This window comes from Ruegeria sp. YTSA108 (assembly GCF_059610185.1).
Map to the genome: position 1 here is coordinate 102000 of NZ_JBXWND010000005.1, position 21779 is coordinate 123778.

Sequence of the window (21779 nt, forward strand, 5' to 3'; positions counted from 1 at the left end):
CTAGCCTTTCACATAAAGCGGCACGCGCTGTGCAAACTCGGCCCCGCTGTGATCTTTGGCAACCAGCCGAATGTTCCAGTTGCCCGGACCCAGCGATGCCGGAGTCGCATATGCAGTCCCGTCGAATATGAAATCAGGAGCAAAATCATCTTTGACATGGGTCGCGCGGCCCACAACGGCCTGCAGGTCAGCCACCTTGACCGGTGCGCCCGTCTGATCGGTTATATGCAGGATCAGCAATCCGCCCGAAATCTCGGCGCGGATAAACCAGCCCAGCGCCTGATGTTCCTTCAGGCGTTCGTTGAATTCCTGGCTGGCGACATAGGAATTCTTGACCTCGAGCCCCGGAAAGGTCTTCACCGCGCTATAGGCCAGAACCAGGTTCACCGTGATGATCACGCCAAAGGATGCAACGAACACAGCAAGCGCATGTTTGCCGGTGAATTTACGTTCAGCCATGTTCAGTTCCCTCGTCCGTTAAACGTGGTGTCCTTATAGGCGCGCTCACCGCTCTGCAGGTCTTCGACCCAGATGCGGACCGGCGTCGTATCCAAAGTTGCTGGCCCGGTGTCGCCCGATGCGACGATGTAAACACGGGTCAACTGTGCCGTATCCGCCGTCACATTGACAGTCTCACCTTCAACCCCCTCGATCTGTATCTTCAGGGCCGGATCACCGGACAGGGTCAGTTGGAATGGGCGGTCCTCGCCATGTTTGTTCCGCAGTCGTACATCATAAGTGTTACGAATAGTGCCGTCAGAAAGGGTTACAAATGTCGGGTTTCGCACCGGCGCTACGGTCAGATCAATGTCAGACCGGATGAACAGGGCGAACAAAAGCGCGAAGCCAACCGCAGACCACATACCCGTATACATGATGGTCCGAGGCCGCAGGATGTGTTTCCAGACATTCTTGGGCGGATGACCGGCGCGTTCACTCGATTCGTCGCTCAACGCCATGTAGTCGATCAAGCCACGCGGCTTGCCAATTTTGGCCATCATGTCATCGCAGGCGTCGATGCACAGCGCACAGGTGATACATTCAAGCTGCTGACCGTCGCGGATGTCGATACCGACAGGGCAGACATTCACACAGGCCATGCAATCAATGCAGTCCCCAAGATCGGAATCCGCGGTCCGCTTGCCTTTGCCGCGCGGTTCACCGCGCCATTCGCGATACCCAACCACCAGAGTATCCTCGTCCATCATCGCGGCCTGAATGCGCGGCCAGGGACAGGCGTAAATACAGATCTGCTCGCGTGCGAACCCACCAAACAAAAAGGTCGTCCCCGTCAGGATCAATATGGTTGTATAGGCGACCGGATGTGCATCTCCGGTCACTAGGTCACGGACCAGCGTTGGCGCATCCGCGAAATAGAACACCCAGGCACCACCCGTTGCCAGACCAATAAACAGCCAAGCGACCCATTTGGTGACACGCAGCCTTGCTTTGTGGAAATCCATCTTTTTCTGACGATGCAGGCGCAGACGGGCGTTTCGATCACCTTCGATCCAGCGCTCGACCAAGATATACAAATCAGTCCAGACGGTCTGCGGGCAGGCATAGCCGCACCACACGCGCCCCAGCGCCGATGTGAACAGAAACAGGCCCAGACCGGCCATGATCAGCAACCCGGCCACGAAATAGAACTCGTGCGGCCATATCTCGATCCAGAAAAAGTAAAAGCGCCGGTTGGCCAGATCCAGCAGCACCGCCTGGTCCGGGAGGCTGGGACCGCGATCCCATCTGATCCAGGGTGTGACGTAATAGATCCCCAGCGTGACCGCCATGATGAACCATTTCAGGTTGCGAAACGGGCCGGACACGCGGCGGGGAAAGATCGGTTCGCGCGCTGCGTATAGGCTGGGGGCGGGGTCGGAATCGCTCACGGGCTGGCTCCAGATGTAGCTGTTCTACGGCGTCTTCTTCCAGATCATACGGGCAGCCACTTTGACATGGGTCAAAAGCGCATCGTAAAGACACCTTTTGTCACATCTTACCAGCTTGCCGCCTGAGCCACCTGATAAATATCTTCACCCCAGGACGAAGCGGCATATTTCCGGTGACAATATGGTATCCGCGCCCGTCGGGTTCGCGGAACAGTTCGACCAATCGACCCGCAATGATATCCGCTTCGACAAAATGCCGCACGGTGGCCGTCACACCCTGCCCGGCGCGCACTCCCTCAAGCAGCAGGTTTCCCGGCAAGGCGATGCGGCCAGCGCCGGGGCTATGGCCCACGCCGTGACGGGCCAGCCATTGCGTTGCCTCCGTTGTGCCGAACTCCTCAAGCCAGGGCAGACGGCTGAGTGCTTTAGGTGTCACAGGTGCCCGCCCAGTCAACAGGGATGGCGCGGCGACAATCACGATCGGACTTTGCAACAGCAGTTCGGCCGTCACATCGGGCCAGTCCCCTGCCCCATATCTGATCGCCAGATCCACGCCGCCCGGGCGCAGATCGACCAACCGGGGCGAGGGATCCAGCGCAAGGTGAATGCCTGGATGCTCGGCCTGAAATGCGGGCAAGCGCGGCATAAGCCATGAAGCTGCGAAAGAGGCCGTCAGCGATACGTGGACCGGGCGATCCTCGGTTGCACGCTTCAGGTCAGTGACCGCCGCACCTATGGCCCCAAATCCCAAATGCAGGGCACGCGCCAGAACCTTGCCCTCGGCCGTCAGGGTCATGGATTTACCGGATCGGTCCAGAAGGGCCAGATCCAGGTGTTTTTCAAGCGCACGCAGTTGTTGGCTGATCGCTGCGTGACTGACATTCAGCGACGCCCCTGCCTGAACAACATTTCCAGTCTCAGCAAAGGCAGAAAAGGCGCGCAAAGCCGCAAGCGGCGGCATATCCATCCAGTTCATCTGTAAGTCCTACTTACATATTGGAATGGTAATTGAGTCGCATTTATCAGGCTAAAGATCAATCCTGATAACAGCGGCAACACAATCCAGGAGGGATCAGATGCTTGCGATACTGGCACGAAGTTTCATGGTAGCCACCAAAACAGAGGCTAACGGCAAAGGCACTGGCACAGATAGCCGTGACCTTGCGCGCGGCAGTTGGCTGCCGGACCATCACTGGTGGATTGAAAAGTCTGGCCCGCGCGAAAAGGCGCATCTGGACTGCACCAATGGGGGCCTGTAGTCTGAAAATAGTAGCACCGGCTGTTCAGGAAACGCGCGAACAGAGAGAACAGCCGGTGCCTTAACCTTCGGGCGGCGAACCGTCCGAAGGTATTCTTTTGGCCTTACTGACCGCCACCCAACTGGTGGACATAGGCCGTCACAGCGCGGATCTGCGCGTCGGTAAGGCGGTTTTCCCAAGCAGGCATTACACCGAAACGGCTATTGGTCACGGTCTCAGTCAATGCCTCTGCGTCGCCACCATAGAGCCAGATCGCATCGGTCAGGTTGGGTGCGCCCTGAAAGACGTCACCAGTGCCATCCTCGCCATGACAGGACGAACAGTTATCTTCGAAGACGACCTTGCCTGCCTGCGCAGCTACGTCATCAGTCTGCGCATTGGTCAGGGACATCACGTATTGAACCACTTGGGTGATCTCGTCATGTTCCAGGATTTCGCCAAATGCAGGCATTTCGGAATAGCGCGCATCGTCGCTTTCCTCGTTGCGAATGCCATAGGCGATTGTGGTCTCGATATCCTCAAGCGAACCGCCCCACAGCCAGGCGTCATCCAGCAGGTTCGGGAATCCTGGTGCACCCTGCGCGCCTGAGCCGTGGCATTGCGCACACCAGGTACGGAACACCGCGCCCCCGGCATTCGCCGCGTATTGCTGCAGTTCGGGATCTGCCGAGATATCTTCAAGCGATGTTTCCACAAGCTTGGCGTTCCAAGGGGCATTCGCCTCTTCAAACGCAATCATCTCTTCTTGTACCAGAGCGCGAGAGGACCAGCCCAAAACGCCAGCAGTGGCGGATTGAACCAAGGGCCATGCGGGATACATGATCGTATAGATCACCGCCCAGAAGATGGTGGCGTAGAATGTCCACAACCACCAGCGCGGCATCGGGTTTTCGAATTCTTCGATACCATCCCAGCTGTGGCCGGTTGTACTCGGATCACCCGGCTGTTTTTCAGGTGTCTTGCTCATTGCCGCGCCTCCTTGGATGTGGCGGGATTGTCGTCGCCCCGCAGGGGCGCTGGTGCATCATCATGCCGAAACGGGATATTCGCGGTGTCCTTGTATTCCTTGCTGGAACCCGGGCGAAAAACCCAGATTATGATCCCAACAAAGAAAACAAAGAGCAGCAGCAACATCCAGCTATCCGCGAATTGCCGTAAGAGTGTATATTCTTCCATCACACCCTCCTTTACCGGTTCGCGTCTGGGGTGAAGGTCGAGAAATCGACCAGCGTTCCCAGCATCTGCAGATAAGCGACCATCGCATCCGCTTCAGTCAGCTCGGGCTGACCATCGAAGTTCCGCACGCTGACCTTGTCACCATAGCGTTCCAGCAGGCCGTCATAGTCACTGTCGGGATCGGCCTGCGCCCGGAAATCCGCCACGGCGTTCTCCAGCATCTCTTCGGTATAGGGCGTGCCTACCAGCGCATTCGCCTTCATGACATCACCGATATACTTACCGTCAATCTTGCGATGCTCGAGGAAGCCGTATTTCGGCATTACAGATTCAGGCACCACCGACTGCGGGTTGCGCAGGTGATCCACATGCCACTGGTCAGAATAACGACCACCGACACGGGCCAGATCAGGGCCGGTGCGTTTGGACCCCCACTGGAACGGATGATCATACATTGATTCAGCCGCCAGCGAGTAGTGGCCATAGCGCTCGACCTCATCCCGCATCGGGCGGATCATCTGACTGTGGCAGACATAGCAACCTTCGCGGATATAGATGTCACGGCCCGCCATTTCCAAGGGGGTGTAAGGGCGCATGCCCTCCACCTTTTCGATGGTGTTCTCAAGATAGAACAGCGGGGTGATCTGCACGATGCCACCGATGGTCACGACCAGGAAGCTGAAGATCAGCAGGAGGGTCGCGTTGGTCTCGAGGATCTTATGTTTGTCGAGAATTGCCATTGCTCCGGCCCTCCTTATTCAGCCGGGACCGCGACGGTCAGGCTGGCCTCTTTGGCCGGCGCTTTCCGCACAGTCATCCACAGGTTGTAGCACATGATCAGCGCCCCAGCGAGGAACATGACCCCACCCAGAGCTCGCACCACATACATCGGGAACTTGGCAGCCACGGTGTCGGCGAACGAGTTCACAAGGAAACCGTTGGCATCCACTTCGCGCCACATCAGGCCTTCCATGATACCTGTCACCCACATCGACGCGGCGTAGAGCACGATGCCGATAGTGGCGAGCCAGAAGTGCCAGCTGACCATCTGCAGCGAATACAGACGCTCACGCTTCCACAAGACGGGCACCAGGAAGTACAGCGCACCAAAGGTGATCATGCCGTTCCAACCCAGCGCACCCGAATGCACGTGACCAATGGTCCAGTCGGTATAGTGGCTCAAAGAGTTAACCGCTCGGATCGACATCATCGGGCCCTCGAAAGTGGACATGCCATAGAAGCCGACCGAGATCACCATCATCCGGATCACCGGGTCCGTACGCAGCTTGTCCCACGCACCCGATAGGGTCATCAGGCCGTTGATCATGCCACCCCAGGACGGCATCCACAGCACGATCGAGAACACCATGCCCAGTGTCGAGGCCCAGTCAGGCAGCGCGGTATAGTGCAAATGGTGCGGACCAGCCCAGATATACAGGAAGATCAGCGCCCAGAAGTGGATGATCGACAGCTTGTAACTGAACACCGGTCGCTCGGCCTGTTTCGGGATGAAGTAGTACATCATACCCAGGAAACCGGCTGTCAGGAAAAAGCCCACAGCGTTGTGGCCGTACCACCACTGGATCATTGCGTCCTGAACGCCTGACCAGACGATGACAGATTTCGAACCCCAGATGCTGACAGGGATAGTCATGTTGTTGACCAGATGCAGCATGGCGACGGTAACGATAAAGGCCAGGTAGAACCAGTTCGCCACATAAATGTGCGGCTCTTTCCGCCTGACGATTGTTCCCAGGAACACGGCAAGATAGGCCACCCAGACGATGGTCAGCCACAGATCGACATACCACTCCGGCTCGGCGTATTCCTTGGACTGGGTTCCGCCCAGCACATACCCGGTCGCAGCCAGCACAATGAACAGCTGATAGCCCCAGAAAACGAACCATGCCAGATTGCCGCCCCACAGGCGCGCGGCGCTGGTCCGCTGGACGACGTAGAAGGACGTAGCGATTAGTGCGTTGCCGCCAAAGGCAAAGATAACCGCCGATGTATGCAGCGGACGCAATCGGCCAAAATTCAGATATCCTTGTGCCCATTCAAAGTTCAGCACCGGATAGGCCAGCTGAAAGGCGATGAATGTCCCGGCAAGAAAACCAACCACGCCCCAAAAGGCCGTCGCGATTACGCCGTAACGGACCACATCGTCCATGTATTCGCCTGAACGATCTATGAGGATATCTGGCTCATCCGTGTTTCTAAGCGTCCAGATGAACAATCCCGCGGCGATCAACATCACCAGAATTGCATGCACCTGATACGCCAAATCGCGTGCATAATTGGTCCCGATCGCTGCAAACAGCACGATCAGACCAAGCACGATCAGCTTGATGTAATTTGACATATTGCGTCCCTTTGCCATGCTCCGCGCGATTCTTTTTTGTCGCGGAACCCATTTGACTGGTCGTTGTTTTGTCCGAGGACAGCCCAAACTGCTTTGATCTGTATCAAGACAGAATAGCGAATATTGTGACAAGGCTACAGAAATGATTTGGCCGGAATGTCGCGGACGGAACGGCCCTGGAGGCAAGAGGTCAAGATGGCGTATAAATCCCTTCTCACAGTTCTAACGGAAACGGAACAATCGGCCCCGGCGCTGGCACAGATGGCAGCCCTGGCCACAGCCCAGGATGCGCATGCCGAAGCCCTGTGCCTGGGGGTCGATCGCAGTCAGACCGGTTATTACTATGCTGGCGCCAACGCGCTGATTCTGCAGGAGACCCTGTCCCGCGCCAAAGCAGAGGCGGAGGACACCCTGCACTATGCAGAGACCTATCTGAACAGTTCCGGCGTACGCTGGTCTGCAGAAAGCGGCGTGGCCCAGATTGCCGATATTGGTCGCCACGTTGCCCATCGGGCGCGGTTCTCGGACCTTGTTATTCTGCCGCAACCTTACGGAAAAGACCGCAGCGTCGAAGCAGAGCCTATCGTCGAGGCAGCCATGTTCGAAGGTCACGCTCCGGTTCTGGTCATACCCGAAAACACGACGCCTTTTGACAAGCCCGGTACTGTCTTGGTCGGCTGGAACGAAAGCGTCGAGGCCATGCGCGCCATTCGCTGCGCCCTACCCTTCCTGATCGAGGCCGATCAGGTGCGGATCGTGGTGATCGACCCACCAACGCATGGGCCGGATCGCTCGGACCCCGGTGGGTTGTTGTCCCAGATGCTGTCACGCCACGGAGTTAAGTGCGAAATCGACGTGCTCAGCAAAACAATGTCGCGTGTATCGGACATCCTGAACCGCCATGCGACGGATACCGAAACAGATATGATCGTCATGGGCGCCTATGGGCATTCCCGATTCCGAGAAGCCATCCTGGGCGGCGCGACACGCAATATGCTGGAACAATCGACTGTTCCGGTGTTCATGGCACATTGAAACGGCAGAGCCGCCCAGCGGGCGGCTTTTACCCGCGTTTCACAAGGCCGATCAGGAAAAGCAGAATGATCGCCCCGATGGTGGCGAAAATAATGGACGAGACCAGACCGCCGCCAACGGCAAAGCCAAGGGCCGGGAAAATCACCCCCGCCAGAAATGCGCCAACTACGCCGACGATGATGTTGCCAATCAGGCCGAATCCCCGACCTTCCATGATCTTTCCGGACAACCATCCCGCGATGGCACCAATAAGCAGCATGGCCAAAAGGCTGCTGAATCCCATGACTTACTCCTGACGCAGTTTCACTGGTCCCACTAAACCACGGTTAAGACAACGGGTCACGCCGTATGTGAATCACACCAGATATCCGCCATCGGAATCGTCGCCTGCCTCTTCCATCAACCGGCCCATATCCGGAACAGATACACGGCGCTTGCCTTCTAGCAAGATGATCTCGTCTTTCTTCAGGGCGGATATCTGACGGCTGACGGTTTCCAGTGTAAGGCCAAGGTAGTCTGCCATCGCCTCGCGCGTCAGCGGAAGATCAAAAACGATTGGGCTGGAACTCCCGTTCTGCCCAATCGACGCATCCCGGCGCGCGATGATGGACAACAGGCTTGCGATTTTTTCGCGCGCAGTCTTGCGCCCCAGCACCAGCATCCATTCACGGGCAGCGTCCAGCTCATCCAATGTCATCTGAAGCAAACGATGCGCGATATGCGGAGTAGCACCCATCAGTTCTTCGAACGGCTTCTTACGGAAACAGCACATGACAATGTCAGTCGTTGCCACGATGTCGTAAGGCGCTGAATCTCGACCGGGACGACCGACGAAATCGCTGGGCAGCAAAAGGCCAACCATCTGCGTGCGCCCATCTTCCATGGTCTGAGTCAAAGAAGCGATCCCCGACACGACCGAGCCCACGAAATTCATCTGATCACCGGACCAGATGATTGTCTGCCCAGCCTCGAAGCTGCGATAATATTTAATACCTTCAAGAAGCTCCAGCTCATGAACATCGCAATGCGCACAGACTGCTCTGTGGCGGATTGGACAATCTTCACAGTTTGTATGATCGATTTTGAAAATCTGTGTCATGCGCGTTCCCACTTGATCTCTATCAAGGTTGCTAGGCGTGCCGTCCTCTAACGGTATCGCCATGATAGTTAAACCACAACTTGCAAAGCTTGGACTATTTGACGCGAAAGTACCGCGCTACACAAGCTATCCAACAGCCCCTCACTTCAACAATGATGTGGGGGTAAACCTTTACGAAGACTGGATTACCGGCATTAAACCCGGCAGCTCCGTCTCGTTGTACATACACGTGCCCTTCTGCCGCAGGCTGTGTTGGTTTTGTGCCTGCCGAACACAGGGGACGCAAACTGACAACCCGGTCATCGCCTATGTCGATGTCCTCAAGGCCGAGCTTGATCTGCTGGCCGCGCGCCTGCCTCAAGGCGTCACCCTCTCGCGTCTGCACTGGGGCGGCGGCACACCAACGCTGTTGAATCCCGATCTGATGCGAGATCTGGCCACACGCATTCTGGATGTTATCCCGCTGGGCCCGGGTGCTGAATTCTCGGTCGAAATCGACCCGAACGAGATTGACCAAGCCCGACTGGACGCGCTGGCCGAAGCGGGCATGAACCGCGCCTCGATCGGCGTGCAGGATTTCGACGATGAGATTCAGAAAACTATCGGTCGCGTCCAAAGCTATGACACCACGCGCGCAGCTGTGGACATGATCCGTGCCCGCGGCATTACCAGTCTGAACGCAGATATCCTGTACGGTCTGCCGCATCAGACCAAATCAAGGATGACTGAAAGCGTACAGAAACTGCTGTCACTGAACCCCGACCGCGTTGCGCTGTACGGATACGCCCACGTGCCGTGGATGGCCAAGCGGCAACAGTTGATTCCTTCGGACGCATTGCCCACGCCCGAGCAACGTCTGGAGCTGTTCGAGACGGCGCGTCGACTGTTCCTCTGGGATGATTACGCCGAGATCGGAATTGACCACTTTGCCACGCAGGATGATGGTCTGACACATGCGCTCAGGGCCGGGCGACTGAAACGGAACTTTCAGGGTTATACGGATGATCAGGCCGAGGTGCTGATCGGTGTGGGCGCAAGCTCGATCTCGCGGTTTCCTCAGGGCTACGCCCAGAACGCACCGGCAACATCGGCCTATACGAAAGCCATCCGCGAGGGGCGCTTTTCGACCTCGCGCGGGCATTTGTTCAAAGGGCAGGACATTTTGCGCGCACGTCTGATCGAAGCGCTGATGTGTGATTTTCAGATCAATTCGGCTGAGATTCTGCGTGACCACAACATATCCGCCCAAGAGCTGAACGAGATGTACCAGAAGGCCAATGCCGACTTCAACAATCTGCTACACGTCACCAAGGATGGCCTGTTCATTCCACCCGAGGCCCGGCCGCTGACCCGAATGATTGCCCGCAGCTTTGACGCCTATGACCTGAGCAAGGCAGGCCACAGCTCGGCGATCTGATCGCTTACAGGTGGGCCCGGTTGTGCGGCCCGCCGCTTAGATACCAGTACAGGGGCTTGACGCGAGCCTCTGGTTGTCTTCACACTTGGGCGGAACGATCCGAACCCTGAGGCAGGTGAATTCGCAGTCAGTCCTCGCCCACGCAGCCGTGTGGGTCGGCCCTTTTCGTGCAGGTATTACTGCAACCTGAAAAGAGGGACATCACTCATGCGCGTATTCACCGTCCTCGGCCCCAGCCAATCTGGCAAGACAACCCTGGTCGAGGCCATAAGCCGCCTCGACAACCGACCCACCACATTCGATGTCTCCGGAACCGTGCACTTGCACGGTTTTTCTTACTTGGACGAGCCCTGGTGCGCGATCGATGTGGACGGGGGCAGCGACAATCTGGGTTATGTCGGACCAGCCATGGCGATTTCGGATGCGGCGGTTGTGGTTGTCCCGCCGGACCCAGACGCGGCTGTCTTGTGCGCGCCCTATCTGCGGCTGGTTGAAGAGGCGGGCATTCCCTGTTTCCTGTTCATCAATCGGATGGATGCCCCAAATGGCCGTATCCGGGATATCATCGCCGCGCTACAGACCTACTGCACCCACCACATCGCCCTACGTCAGGTCCCTATTCGCGACGGCGAGACAATAGTCGGCGCGGTCGATCTGATCTCGGAGCGGGCTTGGAAATATCAGGAAGGCCAGCCCTCGGCCCTGATCGAACTGCCGCTCTCGGTCGAGGACCGCGAACAAGAAGCCCGCACCGAGCTGCTAGAGACGCTGTCGGATTTTGACGATCACCTGTTGGAGCAGCTGATCGAAGACAAACAGCCCGCAAGTGCCGAGATCTACGATCTGGCCGCGCAGGTTTTGCAGAACCACCAGTTGATCCCCGCCTGTCTGGGCGCGGCCAGCCATGGCAATGGCCTGACCCGCCTGATGAAAGCCCTGCGGCACGAAGCCCCTGAGTTCAACATTGCCGCCAACCGCGATGAGGCCACCGAGACTGCCCGCGCCATTGCGGGATTCGCGGACGTGAAGAAACATATCGGCAAGATCATCGTCCTTCGTGGCCTGGGAGATGGCGTGCGTGCGCATGAAGCTTTGGGAGGTGAGACAGTCGGCAATCTGACGACACTTGACGCCAAGACCCAGATTTCCGGGCTGGAGGCAGGTCAGATCGGGCTGGCCGTGAAATCCGATCACCTGATCCCCGGCAATGTTTACGACAGCAAATCCGAATCTCCGTTGCCGGAATGGGCATCATCACATCCAGTCGCCCAACGTCAGATCGTATCACCCGCGCATGAGCGAGATGACGTGCGCCTGTCGAACGCTCTGACCCGTCTGGTCGAGATCGACCCCGGTCTCCATCTGGAGCAGGATGAGCTGAGCGGCCATGCGGTGCTGGGCTCTCAAGGCCCGCAGCACATGCGCCGGATCACCGCCAAACTGGCCGAAGATTTCGGGATCGAAATCGTGGCCGACCCGATCGAGACCGCCTATCGCGAAACCATCCGTGCGCCCATCGAACACCGCCACCGTCACCGCAAGCAATCCGGTGGTGCGGGTCAGTTTGCAGATGTCGTGATCTCGGTCACGCCCATGCCGCGCGGATCAGGGTTTCAGTTCGAAGAGATCGTGAAAGGCGGTTCGGTGCCGCGCAACTATATTCCCTCAGTTGAACACGGGGCCAAGGACGCGCTGGAGCAGGGGCCTGAGGGCTTCCCTGTTGTTGATGTCAAAATCACGCTGAGTGACGGCAAACACCACAATGTGGACAGTTCCGATTATGCTTTCCGCACCGCAGGCAAGAACGCCGTACGCGAGGCGCTGCCTCAGGCCAAACCGGTGGTCCTGCAACCCATTCTGAACGCAGAGATTCACCTGCCATCCGATTTCGTCGGTGATCTTGTCCCCACGATCAGTTCCTTACAGGGTCAAGTGCTGGGATTCGAAGGCAACCCCAACGCTTCGGGCTGGGAGATTTTCAATGCCCAACTTCCTGCCGTGGCCGAGGATGAGTTGCATCGCACCCTGGCCAGCGCCACGCGCGGCACCGGTTGGGTAAAGTTAAGCTTTGATCACTATGAAGAACTGCGCGGCCCGATACCGAAAGCGGCAACACGGGAAACCGCAAACGCATGAAAAACACGGCGAGCGGGCTTCAGCCCGCTGCCGCAATCAATTCGCGGGTGTAATCTGTCTGCGCGTTTTCGAACAGATCTTCGGCAGCGCCCATTTCAATCACGTCACCGTTCCGCATTACGATGACATTATGTGACATCGCCCGGACCACTTTTAGGTCATGGCTGATGAACAGATATGCCAACCCGTATTTCCGCTGCAGTTCCCGCAGCAAGTCTACGATCTGCACCTGAACCGTCATGTCCAGCGCGCTTGTCGGCTCATCCAGCACCAGAAGTTTGGGACGGAGCACCATAGCCCGTGCGATGGCGATACGCTGCCGCTGCCCGCCCGAGAACTCGTGCGGATACCGGTCCATCGACGCCGGGTCCAACCCCACTTCGGTCATCACATCCGCCACCAGATCGCGCGGGGCGCGGTGTGGATCAACCTTGTGGATTGCCAGACCCTCGGCGATGATTTGCATACAGGTCATGCGCGGGCTCAGGCTTCCAAACGGGTCCTGAAACACAATCTGCATATCCTTGCGCAACCGGCGCAATTCGCGTGTGGACCAACGGCGCACATCCTGGTCGCGAAATGTGATACCACCCTCGGATGCGATCAGCCGCATGATGGCCAGCGCCAACGTGGTCTTGCCCGACCCGCTTTCGCCCACGATCCCCACGGTTTCGCCGGCGCGCACGCTGAGGCTGGCGTCATTCACCGCCTTAACATGGCCGACAGTTCGCTTGAGAAAGCCGCGCTGGATCGGGAACCAGACTTTCAGGTGATCGGTGCGGGCGACCTCTTCTGCATCCGCGGCGACCGGATCGGGTTGGCCCGACGGTTCGGCCGCCAGCAATTTCCGGGTATAGGGATGCTGAGGGTTCTCGAAGATGTCCGCGGTTGCACCGGCTTCGACAATCTCTCCGTCCTTCATGACGCAAACTCGGTCGGCGATCCGGCGCACGATGCCAAGGTCATGGGTGATGAACAGCATTCCCATGTTTTCGGCTTTCTGCAGGTCTGCCAGCAACTCGAGTATCTGTGCCTGAATGGTCACGTCCAGCGCCGTGGTCGGTTCATCTGCGATCAGAATGTCCGGCTTATTGGCCAGCGCCATGGCGATCATGACGCGCTGCCGCTGTCCGCCCGAAAGTTGGTGCGGATAGCTGTCCAACCGATCCTTCGGGTCCCGGATACCAACCTTCGTCAGCAACTCGACAATCCGATCACGGGCCGCGTCGCCCACCACCCCCTGATGCAGCGCCAGCGATTCTGCCATCTGCTTCTGGATCGTGTGCAACGGGTTCAACGATGTCATCGGTTCTTGAAAGATGAAGCTGATGTCGTTGCCGCGCACATCCATCAGATGTTGCTCGGACGTCCCGATCATCTCTTGCCCGTCATATTTCACCGAACCTTCGACAATCGCGCTGTCTCCCAACAGCGAGACGGTCGACAAGGCGGTCACAGATTTTCCGGACCCGGATTCCCCTACCAAAGCCACGGTTTCCCCACGATCCACCGTGAAGGACACGCCCTTGACCGCCGCACTGACCTGCCCGTCCTGCTGGAACGAAACCTTGAGGTTGTTTACATCCAGCAGGCTCATGAGAAGGTCTTTCTGGGATCAAACGCATCGCGGACGCCTTCGAAAATGAAGACCAGAAGCGACAGCATGATGGCAAAGGTGAAAAAGGCGGTAAAGGCCAGCCAAGGGGCCTGCAAGTTCTGTTTTGCCTGCAAGGTCAGCTCGCCAAGTGACGGAGCCGAGGACGGCAGGCCGAAGCCCAGAAAATCCAGCGAGGCCAGCCCGCCAATCGTTCCGGTGACGATGAAGGGCATGAAGGTCAGCGTGGCGACCATTGCATTGGGCAGCATGTGGCGAAACATGATCGTCCTGTTGCTGACGCCCAACGCCCGTGCCGCCCGGACATATTCAAGGTTTCGCGCCCGCAGGAACTCAGCTCGAACAACGCCAACCAATCCGGTCCAGCTGAACAGGATCATAAGCAACACCAGCAACCAGAAACTGCGCCCTAGAATAGCGAACATGATGATGATCACATAAAGCGATGGGGTGGCCGACCAAATCTCGATGATCCTTTGAAAGATCAAATCCAGCCAGCCGCCGAAAAAGCCCTGAATTGCGCCTGCGAAGATACCGATCAGGCTGGCGACACCTGTGACCATCAGCGTGAACAGAATGGACAGACGGAACCCATAGATCACCCGTGCAAGCACATCGCGCTTGGTGTCATCGGTGCCCAACAGGTTCTGACCATTGGGCGGCAGCGGGGCGGCGCCCGGCCGATCAACGCTGGTTTTGAAAGAGTATGGGATCAGCGGCCAGATGGCCCGGCCGCGCTCGAACCCGTCGGCGGCAAAGGATCCGGCCTCGATCTGTTCGATAATGCCGTCAGGATCGTCAAAGCACTGATCCAAACCGCCACTGTCTATCAGACAACGCACTTCGGGGTCGCGATAGATTGCTTCGGTTTGGAAATCACCGCCAAACTCGGTCTCTGGGTAGAAATTGAAGATCGGCGTATAAAGCTCACCGCGGTATTTCACCAGGATCGGTTTGTCATTTGCGATAAATTCAGCAAATAGCGACAGGCCGAACAGGATCGAGAAGATGATCAGCGACCAGAACGCCCGGCCATTGCGACGGAAGTTGCGCCACCGGCGCTGATTCAGGGGGGAAAGCGCCATTTACCCCTCCCGCTTTTCAAAGTCGATGCGCGGATCAACCAACACATACATCAGATCACTGATGATGCCGACCACCAAACCCATCAGGCCAAAGATGAACAGCGTTCCAAAGATAACCGGGTAATCGCGCGCGACCGCCGCCTCGAACCCAAGGCGACCCAATCCATCCAGCGAAAAGATGGTTTCGATGATGATTGACCCTCCGAAAAAAACACCGATGAAGACGGCCGGAAAACCCGCAATTACGATCAGCATCGCATTGCGGAATACGTGGCCATACAGCACCCGGCTTTCGCTCAGGCCCTTGGCGCGGGCGGTCATGACATATTGCTTTTTGATCTCGTCCAGAAACGAGTTTTTGGTCAGCAAGGTGAGCGTTGCGAAGGCCGATATGGTCAGCGCCAGGATCGGCAACGCGATATGCCAGAAGTAATCGGCAATCTTGCCAAATACACTCAGGCTGTCCCAGTTGTCCGAGGTAAGCCCCCGCAGCGGAAAGATTTGCCAATAGGACCCACCGGCAAATAGCACCAGCAGCAAAATGGCGAACAGAAATCCCGGGATGGCATAGGCCACGATGATGGCGCCACTGGTCCAGGTGTCAAAGCTTGATCCGTCCCTGATCGCCTTGCGAATACCCAGAGGGATCGACACCAGATAGGCAATCAGCGTCGACCAAAGCCCCAGCGAAATAGACACCGGCATCTTTTCCAGCACCAGATCGGTCACACTGATCGACCGGAAATAGCTCTCGCCAAAATCCAGAGTCAGGTAATTACCCATCATATTCAGAAACCGTTCCAAGGGCGGTTTGTCGAACCCGAATTCTTTTTCCAGTTCTTCGATGAATTCAGGAGGCAGGCCACGCCCGCCGATATAGCGGTCATTTGTTCCGCCGGTCTGCTGCTCAATATCGCCACCACCGCCAGCGATACCTTCAAATACATCTCCACCACCCTCCATCTGGGCGATGATCTGTTCAATCGGGCCGCCTGGCACAAACTGCACAAGGGTGAAGTTGACGATCATGATTCCCAGCAGTGTGGGAATGACCAGCAGCAGGCGTCTTAGAATATATGCTCCCATTTGGGTGGATTACCTCAAGGCGCCGGAGGATTTCAACTGGGCTTCCTGCTCGGCGTTGATCCACCACAGGTCTTCGACTCCCAATGAATAAGGCGGCAGGTTTTCCGGGTATTCATACATGTCCCAATAGGCAACCCAGTATTTGCCCAAATACCAAGTGGGCACCATGATCCGCTTGGCCCGCAGAACACGGTCCAGGGCGCGAACATTGGCAAACAACTCTTCGCTGTTGGTCGCTGCCACGATGTTGTCGATCAGTGGTTCAATATCCGGGCCGTGCGCGCCGGACGGGTTGAATACGGAATACGAGGCCGCCTCGGTTCCGAATTGCTGGTACAGTCCCGTCGAAGGTTGCAGCGAACTTGGGTACCCGCCGAAAATCATGTCGAAATCCCGGTCACGGCGGCGCAGGGTGAATTGCGCATTGTCCACACGATTGTAGGTTGCATCGATACCCATCGTCCTCAGGTTAGCGACAAATGGCTGGATTATACGATCAAGAGTCGGCTGGTCTGACAGAAATTCTATGGCCAGAACTTCACCGTTTTGATTGCGGCGGATACCGTCTTCGCCCACCTGCCAACCGGCCTCATCCAGCAGCTTCATCGCGGCGCGCAGATTGCGACGATCATTCTGACGCTCGGCGCGGGATTCATGGGCAACGACCGGTAGGTCGGTCAGTACCGCAGGGTCCAGCGCATCGCCGAGGCTTTGCAGAACCTCCAGTTCACGCCCCTCGGGCAGCCCCGTCGCTTCTAGGTGAGTTCCCTGCCAGAATGAGTCGCGCTGCTGAAACAGGCCATATTGCAAGCTTTCATTCGTCCATTCGAAGTTGAACCCTAACTGGACGGCTTCGCGCACCTTGGGATCCTGAAATTGCGGCCGGTCCAGGTTCATGACAAAGCCCGAAGCGTTGGGGACATCCCCGTCTTCCAGCTCTACCCGAACCACTGTTCCGTTTGCTATGGCAGGAAAATCATAGGCCGTTGCCCAGCTTTTCGAGTTGTTTTCCTGGCGCAGTGTGAACGTGCCCGCCTTGAACCCTTCCATCGCAGCAATCGAGTCCGCGAAATATTCGATCCGGATGGAGTCATAGTTGTTGCGGCCAACATTCACATTAACGTGGTCGCCCCAATAGTCCGGGTTGCGCTTGTAGACGATGCGCCGGTTGATGTCATAGCTGTCCAAAACATAAGGTCCGGATCCGATACCGGGCTCAAGCCGGGATTTGTCGAGCCGCCGGTTTTCGGGGTCTGCCTCAAACCAGACCTTGGAAAACACAGATGTCCCGGCAACCTGACTTATTAGGCCACGGCGCGGGATATCCGGTGCGAAGTAGAATTTAACCCGATGATCATCCAGCGCCTCGGCACGCGGAATCATCTCGCGGACGGCGTCGGCATAGGATTTTAACCCCTGTTCCAGCAGCAGATTATGCGAAAACACAACATCTTCGGCAGTCACCGGGGCTCCATCGGAAAACCGCGCCTCAGGTCGCATGTTGAAGATGACCCAATCCTGGCTTTCCGGGTATTCAAGGCTTTCTGCCAGCAGACCGTAGTAAGTGGCCGTTTCATCATAGGACGCGACCATCAGGGATTCATACTGATCCGCAGAACGCGCACCCGCGCGGCCCTGCCGCGTGTAGGGGTTGAAACTGTCAAATGTCCCTTGCGCTGCATAAGACAACTCTCCGCCGCGCGGCGCATCAGGATTTACATAATCGAAATGGGCAAACGCTTCAGGGTATTTCAAATCGCCAAATTCCGAGAATCCGTGGCTTTTGATGATGGTCTCTTCGGCAAACAGTTGAGAGGTCATGAGCGCAAGCAGCAAAAAGCCGGTAATCGGTATGGTCAACCAACCTCTGAAATCCAATGCACGTGCCTGAACAATCTGTCGGTTGGATTCCATTTGGCTCATCCCCTGTTGCGTCACTTCTTATAGTCTTGCGCCTGAACGAAGCTAAAGGTCCAGCGTTGACTGATTCAAGTTTAGAATGCGTGAGCGCATTGTGAAGGTTTCTTCATACAAAAAAAGCCGCTGCACGGGGCAGCGGCTTTGAATTTCAGATGTGCCGGTGTGGCATCAGTTGCCGATTGTCTGCAGATAGGCAATCAGATCGGCACGGTCCTGCGGTTTTTTCAGGCCAGCAAAACTCATGGATGTGCCCGAGATATAGCTGCTTGGCTTGGTCAGGAAGGCATCCAGTGCTTCGGGTGTCCAGTTGCCGCCATGGGCCTGCATCGGTGCCGAATAGCCGGTAAAACCGCTGGCCGTTGCGACAGGGCGGTCAACGACACCATACAGATAGGGGCCTGTGCCGTTTGCACCGTCTTCCAGCTTGTGACACGCGGTACACTTGCGGAAAACTTTGGCGCCTTTTTCAACGTCGGCGGCGGCCAGCAGCTCTTCAAATACTACCTCTTCACCGTTGGCGCTTTCGCCTGCGCTTTCGGTTTCGATGATGTACGAAGCCGTCTCGCCATGGGCATCGGCGTGGTAAAGCTCTTCTGCGGCCCATTTGGCCAGAAGCAGCACCAGGAAGGTGCCAAACAGGCCTGCTGCGGCCTTGGTAACTGTCATCGTGTCGAACATTGATCGCGAGTCCATTTCAGCTGTCTGCGGGGTGTCTAAGGCTTCCCCTTACAAGAGGCAAGGTATAGACACCGCGACTAAACGCCCAATTCTGGAACTTGTTGCACGGAATCGACCAAATGACAAAACGTATCGCATTTCAGGGAGAACCCGGTGCCTATAGCCACGAGGCATGCCGAAACGCTCGTCCCGATATGGAGGCCCTGCCCTGCCGAACATTTGAGGATGTGATCGAATCAGTTCGGTCCGGCAAAGCAGACCTGGCGATGCTTCCGGTCGAAAATACGACCTATGGGCGGGTGGCCGATATTCACCGCCTGCTGCCCCATAGCGGGTTGCATATCATCGATGAAGCTTTTGTTCGCGTACACATCAATTTGTTGGCCGTCCCCGGTGCCAAGCTGAGCGACATCACCGAAGCGCATTCGCATCTGGTGCTGCTGCCACAATGCGCTGGGTTCCTGAAGCAGCACGGCATTCAGGGACGCGTCAGCCCGGACAATGCCCGCGCCGCGCGCGAGGTTTCCGAGGCCGCCGAACTGCATTCTGCTGCGCTGGCCAGCGAGTTGGCCGGAGAGATCTATAACCTGAACGTCCTGGCCCGCCATATCGAGGACAGCGACGACAACACCACGCGCTTTTTGATCATGTCACGCGACGCGGATCTGTCGCGGCGCGGGGCGCATGGGATGATCACCAGTTTTGTGTTTCAGGTCCGCAACATCCCGGCCGCGCTGTATAAGGCGATGGGCGGCTTCGCCACCAATGGTGTCAACATGACCAAGCTGGAAAGCTATATGGTCGACGGGTCGTTCACGGCCACGCAGTTCTATGCGGATATTGTCGGGCACCCGGATGACCGCAATGTACAACTGGCCCTGGAAGAGCTGGAACATTTCACCACCAATGTTGAGATTCTGGGCGTGTATCCAGCCGTCCAGCCGCGCGGCTAGCTCAGGCTAACTGGTATTTCTTGCACACCGCACCTTCATGTGACCGGTAACCGACAAATCCCATGGCCGCGTAATAGGCCAGGCCTTCGGCATTTTGCGCTCCAATGGTCGCGTCTATTGCAGGCAGACCTGCGGCTCGGGCCGCCAGCAGCGTTTTCTGAAACAGGGCCCGCCCGACCCCCATGCGCGCGGCTGACGGGCGTATATGTGTTCCGATGATGCCCCAACCGGCTGTTACGCCATAAGTGTTTCCGTCGACGGCCAGTATCAGCGCCTGAAAGCCCAATACCTGTGAACCCTGCACCGCCACGGTGCATTGGATGCTGCCGCAGTGGCTGATGTAATGCTCTTTGGCAAAACTCTCATCGCTGGGTTTGGTGCGCTTACCGGCGGTCACGATCTCTTGCAGGACCTCGGAAATACCTTTGGCGTCATCCACAACAGCGCTGCGCAATATCACATCAGACATTCAGGGCCTCTTGTCTCGGAATTCTCAAGAACCGTGCAGATGACGTTCTTCCATTTCCCGCGCGAATTCGCTGAGGCGGGCCTGAAACTGTCGCCGGAACCGCGACTGACCCAATCTGAGCGATTGCAGCAACAGCCGTGCAGGCAGGGATTTGGCCGATAGCGACATATCCACGGTCAGCCGGGTTCTACGTTGCGACAGGGCCAGAAACTCGACCCTGGTTGAGCCATTCATTCCCTTGCTTGCCGCCTCGAACCGCATATGGGTCGGTGGATCACATTCGGCCATATTGATTTCCACGCGCCGGGGCTTTCCGCGCATACGGAACTCGGTCTCCCAGGATGTACCGGGCACAACGCCCATATGCCCTGACAAACGCCGGACCTCGATCCCGCGGCGCATTGCCATCCGCTCGAACCGTTCGAAATCCGCAAACATTTCGAACACTGCGTTGACAGGGGCCTGAATATCTTCACGTGCGGAGAATTGCATGGTGGGTTATCGTTCTCTTGCCTATTCGCCCAGTATTTTGTCAGTCGAGCGTATCTGCAAGCCAGTTTTGCAGCAGAAAATGCGCAATCGCGCCTTTGCGCGCTGGCAGAAGGCTGGGATGTTCCCCAGCAAAGACCTGCATCATTTCAGCCTTATCCACCCATATCGCGTCTTCGATTTCAACCGGATCTATAGTGATTTCTTGCGACAATGCCTCGCCTGCACAGCCAAACATCAGTGACGCCGGAAAGGGCCAGGGCTGGCTGGAAAGATAGGTTACTTGCCCGACGGGGACACCGGCCTCTTCCATCACCTCTCTGCGCACCGCCGCTTCCAGCGTTTCTCCGGGTTCGACAAATCCGGCCAGTAGCGAATACATCCCTTCAGGCCATCCCGGGGATCGCCCCATCAGCACCGAATTCCCATATGTGATCAACATGATGACGACCGGGTCGGTGCGTGGGAAATGCTGCCCCCCACACGACGGGCAACTACGTTGCCATCCTGCTTGCGACATCTCGCTGGCGGCGCCGCAACGGGCGCAAAACCTATGGGTTTCATGCCAGGCGATGACCGCCTTGGCGGAAGCCGAAAGTTCGGCATCACGTGGGGAAAGGCGCGCCATGATGCGGCGCAATTCGACAAAAACCTGACCTTCAGGCAAATCCGGGTGCTGTTGCTCTGATCGGTCGAAGAATGCCCCAAGCTCGGACAGGTCAACGCCCTCGGGCATCCAATCGGATATATCAAAGGCAAAAACCGGAACTTCATCCGAGAGACCAAGCAATACTGGCGCTGGGACGATCCCACCGGGACCATTTGCGATCAGCTCATGCAAGACAGGTAACAAGCAGAGTTGATCAAGGGCCTCTCCTTGAACCAGCAGCTTTCCGCGCCACAGCAACAGGCATTTCGCTTTCGGATGTGCTCGCGCTGCTGCCATCGTGTCGACGTCTCCGCGAAGATGTGCGGCACGATCCAGCCCTGATCCACCAAACGTTATCTGTTCCGCGTTCTTCATTTAAATTCCTCTGGTTCGCCTGCACAGGGCTGCCATGACAGCTTCGGTGTTGCAACGACAATTCCACGACCGAAAACCGAGGCGATC

The 21779-nt window shown here is 57.1% G+C and carries 22 protein-coding genes; 5 read left to right on the plus strand and 17 right to left on the minus strand.

The window, feature by feature from the left end; all coding sequences use genetic code 11:
• From AC2FHW_RS09235 to AC2FHW_RS09245, 3 genes are all read right to left on the minus strand, one after another.
• Window positions 1-459 (minus strand): FixH family protein, encoded by a 459-nt coding sequence (locus tag AC2FHW_RS09235; RefSeq protein WP_271949816.1) that lies wholly within the window; start codon window positions 457-459, stop codon window positions 1-3.
• Between the two features lie 2 nt (window positions 460-461).
• On the minus strand, window positions 462-1889 hold the full coding sequence (ccoG, locus tag AC2FHW_RS09240; RefSeq protein WP_271949814.1) for a cytochrome c oxidase accessory protein CcoG: 1428 nt from the start codon (window positions 1887-1889) through the stop codon (window positions 462-464).
• A 100-nt stretch (window positions 1890-1989) separates the two neighbouring features.
• Window positions 1990-2865, minus strand: a complete 876-nt coding sequence (locus AC2FHW_RS09245) for a LysR family transcriptional regulator (RefSeq protein WP_271949812.1) — start codon at window positions 2863-2865, stop codon at window positions 1990-1992.
• Window positions 2866-2965: 100 nt separating this feature from the next.
• Here AC2FHW_RS09245 and AC2FHW_RS09250 point away from each other — a divergent pair, with 100 nt between their 5' ends.
• Window positions 2966-3148, plus strand: coding sequence for a hypothetical protein (locus AC2FHW_RS09250; protein WP_142636937.1), 183 nt, complete (start codon window positions 2966-2968; stop codon window positions 3146-3148).
• A gap of 103 nt (window positions 3149-3251) precedes the next feature.
• Here the strand turns inward: AC2FHW_RS09250 and ccoP are convergent, their stop codons facing one another.
• The 4 genes from ccoP to ccoN are packed head-to-tail and all read right to left on the minus strand — an operon-like array spanning window position 3252 to window position 6686.
• Window positions 3252-4115: a cytochrome-c oxidase, cbb3-type subunit III gene (gene ccoP, locus AC2FHW_RS09255; protein ID WP_142636939.1), complete on the minus strand. Its 864-nt coding sequence runs from the start codon at window positions 4113-4115 to the stop codon at window positions 3252-3254.
• Window positions 4112-4324 carry a cbb3-type cytochrome oxidase subunit 3 gene (locus tag AC2FHW_RS09260; protein ID WP_142636941.1) on the minus strand — a complete coding sequence of 71 codons (213 nt, stop codon included), beginning with the start codon at window positions 4322-4324 and terminating at the stop codon, window positions 4112-4114. Before AC2FHW_RS09260 ends, ccoP begins: the two co-directional genes overlap by 4 nt.
• An 11-nt stretch (window positions 4325-4335) precedes the next feature.
• Window positions 4336-5064: a cytochrome-c oxidase, cbb3-type subunit II gene (ccoO, locus tag AC2FHW_RS09265; RefSeq protein ID WP_142636943.1), complete on the minus strand. Its 729-nt coding sequence runs from the start codon at window positions 5062-5064 to the stop codon at window positions 4336-4338.
• Between the two features lie 14 nt (window positions 5065-5078).
• A complete protein-coding gene (ccoN, locus tag AC2FHW_RS09270; protein ID WP_142636945.1) occupies window positions 5079-6686 on the minus strand; it encodes a cytochrome-c oxidase, cbb3-type subunit I in 1608 nt (535 codons plus the stop codon).
• Between the two features lie 195 nt (window positions 6687-6881).
• Between ccoN and AC2FHW_RS09275 the strand changes: the two genes are divergently transcribed.
• Window positions 6882-7721, plus strand: a complete 840-nt coding sequence (locus AC2FHW_RS09275) for a universal stress protein (RefSeq protein ID WP_271949806.1) — start codon at window positions 6882-6884, stop codon at window positions 7719-7721.
• Between the two features lie 28 nt (window positions 7722-7749).
• Here the strand turns inward: AC2FHW_RS09275 and AC2FHW_RS09280 are convergent, their stop codons facing one another.
• Window positions 7750-8004: a GlsB/YeaQ/YmgE family stress response membrane protein gene (locus AC2FHW_RS09280; protein WP_271949803.1), complete on the minus strand. Its 255-nt coding sequence runs from the start codon at window positions 8002-8004 to the stop codon at window positions 7750-7752.
• A gap of 72 nt (window positions 8005-8076) precedes the next feature.
• Window positions 8077-8820 (minus strand): transcriptional regulator FnrL, encoded by a 744-nt coding sequence (gene fnrL / locus AC2FHW_RS09285; RefSeq protein ID WP_271949801.1) that lies wholly within the window; start codon window positions 8818-8820, stop codon window positions 8077-8079.
• 61 nt (window positions 8821-8881) lie between these two features.
• Here fnrL and hemN point away from each other — a divergent pair, with 61 nt between their 5' ends.
• Together hemN and AC2FHW_RS09295 are read left to right on the plus strand one after the other, a co-directional pair.
• Entirely contained in the window at window positions 8882-10237 is a 1356-nt protein-coding gene (gene hemN / locus AC2FHW_RS09290) for an oxygen-independent coproporphyrinogen III oxidase (protein WP_271949799.1), read from the plus strand.
• A gap of 207 nt (window positions 10238-10444) precedes the next feature.
• Entirely contained in the window at window positions 10445-12373 is a 1929-nt protein-coding gene (locus AC2FHW_RS09295) for an elongation factor G (protein ID WP_271949797.1), read from the plus strand.
• A 19-nt stretch (window positions 12374-12392) separates the two neighbouring features.
• Here the strand turns inward: AC2FHW_RS09295 and AC2FHW_RS09300 are convergent, their stop codons facing one another.
• The 5 genes from AC2FHW_RS09300 to AC2FHW_RS09320 form a co-directional block, all read right to left on the minus strand.
• Window positions 12393-13970: an ABC transporter ATP-binding protein gene (locus tag AC2FHW_RS09300; protein WP_496708142.1), complete on the minus strand. Its 1578-nt coding sequence runs from the start codon at window positions 13968-13970 to the stop codon at window positions 12393-12395.
• On the minus strand, window positions 13967-15073 hold the full coding sequence (locus AC2FHW_RS09305; protein ID WP_496677809.1) for an ABC transporter permease: 1107 nt from the start codon (window positions 15071-15073) through the stop codon (window positions 13967-13969). Before AC2FHW_RS09305 ends, AC2FHW_RS09300 begins: the two co-directional genes overlap by 4 nt.
• A complete protein-coding gene (locus AC2FHW_RS09310; RefSeq protein WP_142636962.1) occupies window positions 15074-16159 on the minus strand; it encodes a microcin C ABC transporter permease YejB in 1086 nt (361 codons plus the stop codon). It abuts the gene before it with no gap.
• 9 nt (window positions 16160-16168) lie between these two features.
• On the minus strand, window positions 16169-18073 hold the full coding sequence (locus tag AC2FHW_RS09315; RefSeq protein ID WP_496821821.1) for an extracellular solute-binding protein: 1905 nt from the start codon (window positions 18071-18073) through the stop codon (window positions 16169-16171).
• Between the two features lie 174 nt (window positions 18074-18247).
• Window positions 18248-18757, minus strand: coding sequence for a c-type cytochrome (locus tag AC2FHW_RS09320; RefSeq protein ID WP_142637256.1), 510 nt, complete (start codon window positions 18755-18757; stop codon window positions 18248-18250).
• Between the two features lie 119 nt (window positions 18758-18876).
• On the opposite strand from AC2FHW_RS09320, the gene AC2FHW_RS09325 reads away from it, so the two are divergent.
• Window positions 18877-19710 carry a prephenate dehydratase gene (locus tag AC2FHW_RS09325; RefSeq protein WP_142636966.1) on the plus strand — a complete coding sequence of 278 codons (834 nt, stop codon included), beginning with the start codon at window positions 18877-18879 and terminating at the stop codon, window positions 19708-19710.
• Window position 19711: 1 nt separating this feature from the next.
• Here the strand turns inward: AC2FHW_RS09325 and AC2FHW_RS09330 are convergent, their stop codons facing one another.
• From AC2FHW_RS09330 to nudC, 3 genes are read right to left on the minus strand one after another with little or no spacing between them, the layout of a single operon-like run.
• Window positions 19712-20179 (minus strand): GNAT family N-acetyltransferase, encoded by a 468-nt coding sequence (locus AC2FHW_RS09330; RefSeq protein ID WP_496677811.1) that lies wholly within the window; start codon window positions 20177-20179, stop codon window positions 19712-19714.
• A gap of 24 nt (window positions 20180-20203) precedes the next feature.
• The gene (locus tag AC2FHW_RS09335; RefSeq protein ID WP_142636970.1) at window positions 20204-20671 is read right to left on the minus strand and encodes an SRPBCC family protein; all 468 of its coding nucleotides are present in this window, start codon (window positions 20669-20671) and stop codon (window positions 20204-20206) included.
• Between the two features lie 40 nt (window positions 20672-20711).
• Window positions 20712-21692: an NAD(+) diphosphatase gene (gene nudC / locus AC2FHW_RS09340; RefSeq protein WP_496708143.1), complete on the minus strand. Its 981-nt coding sequence runs from the start codon at window positions 21690-21692 to the stop codon at window positions 20712-20714.
• Window positions 21693-21779 lie beyond the last annotated feature (87 nt).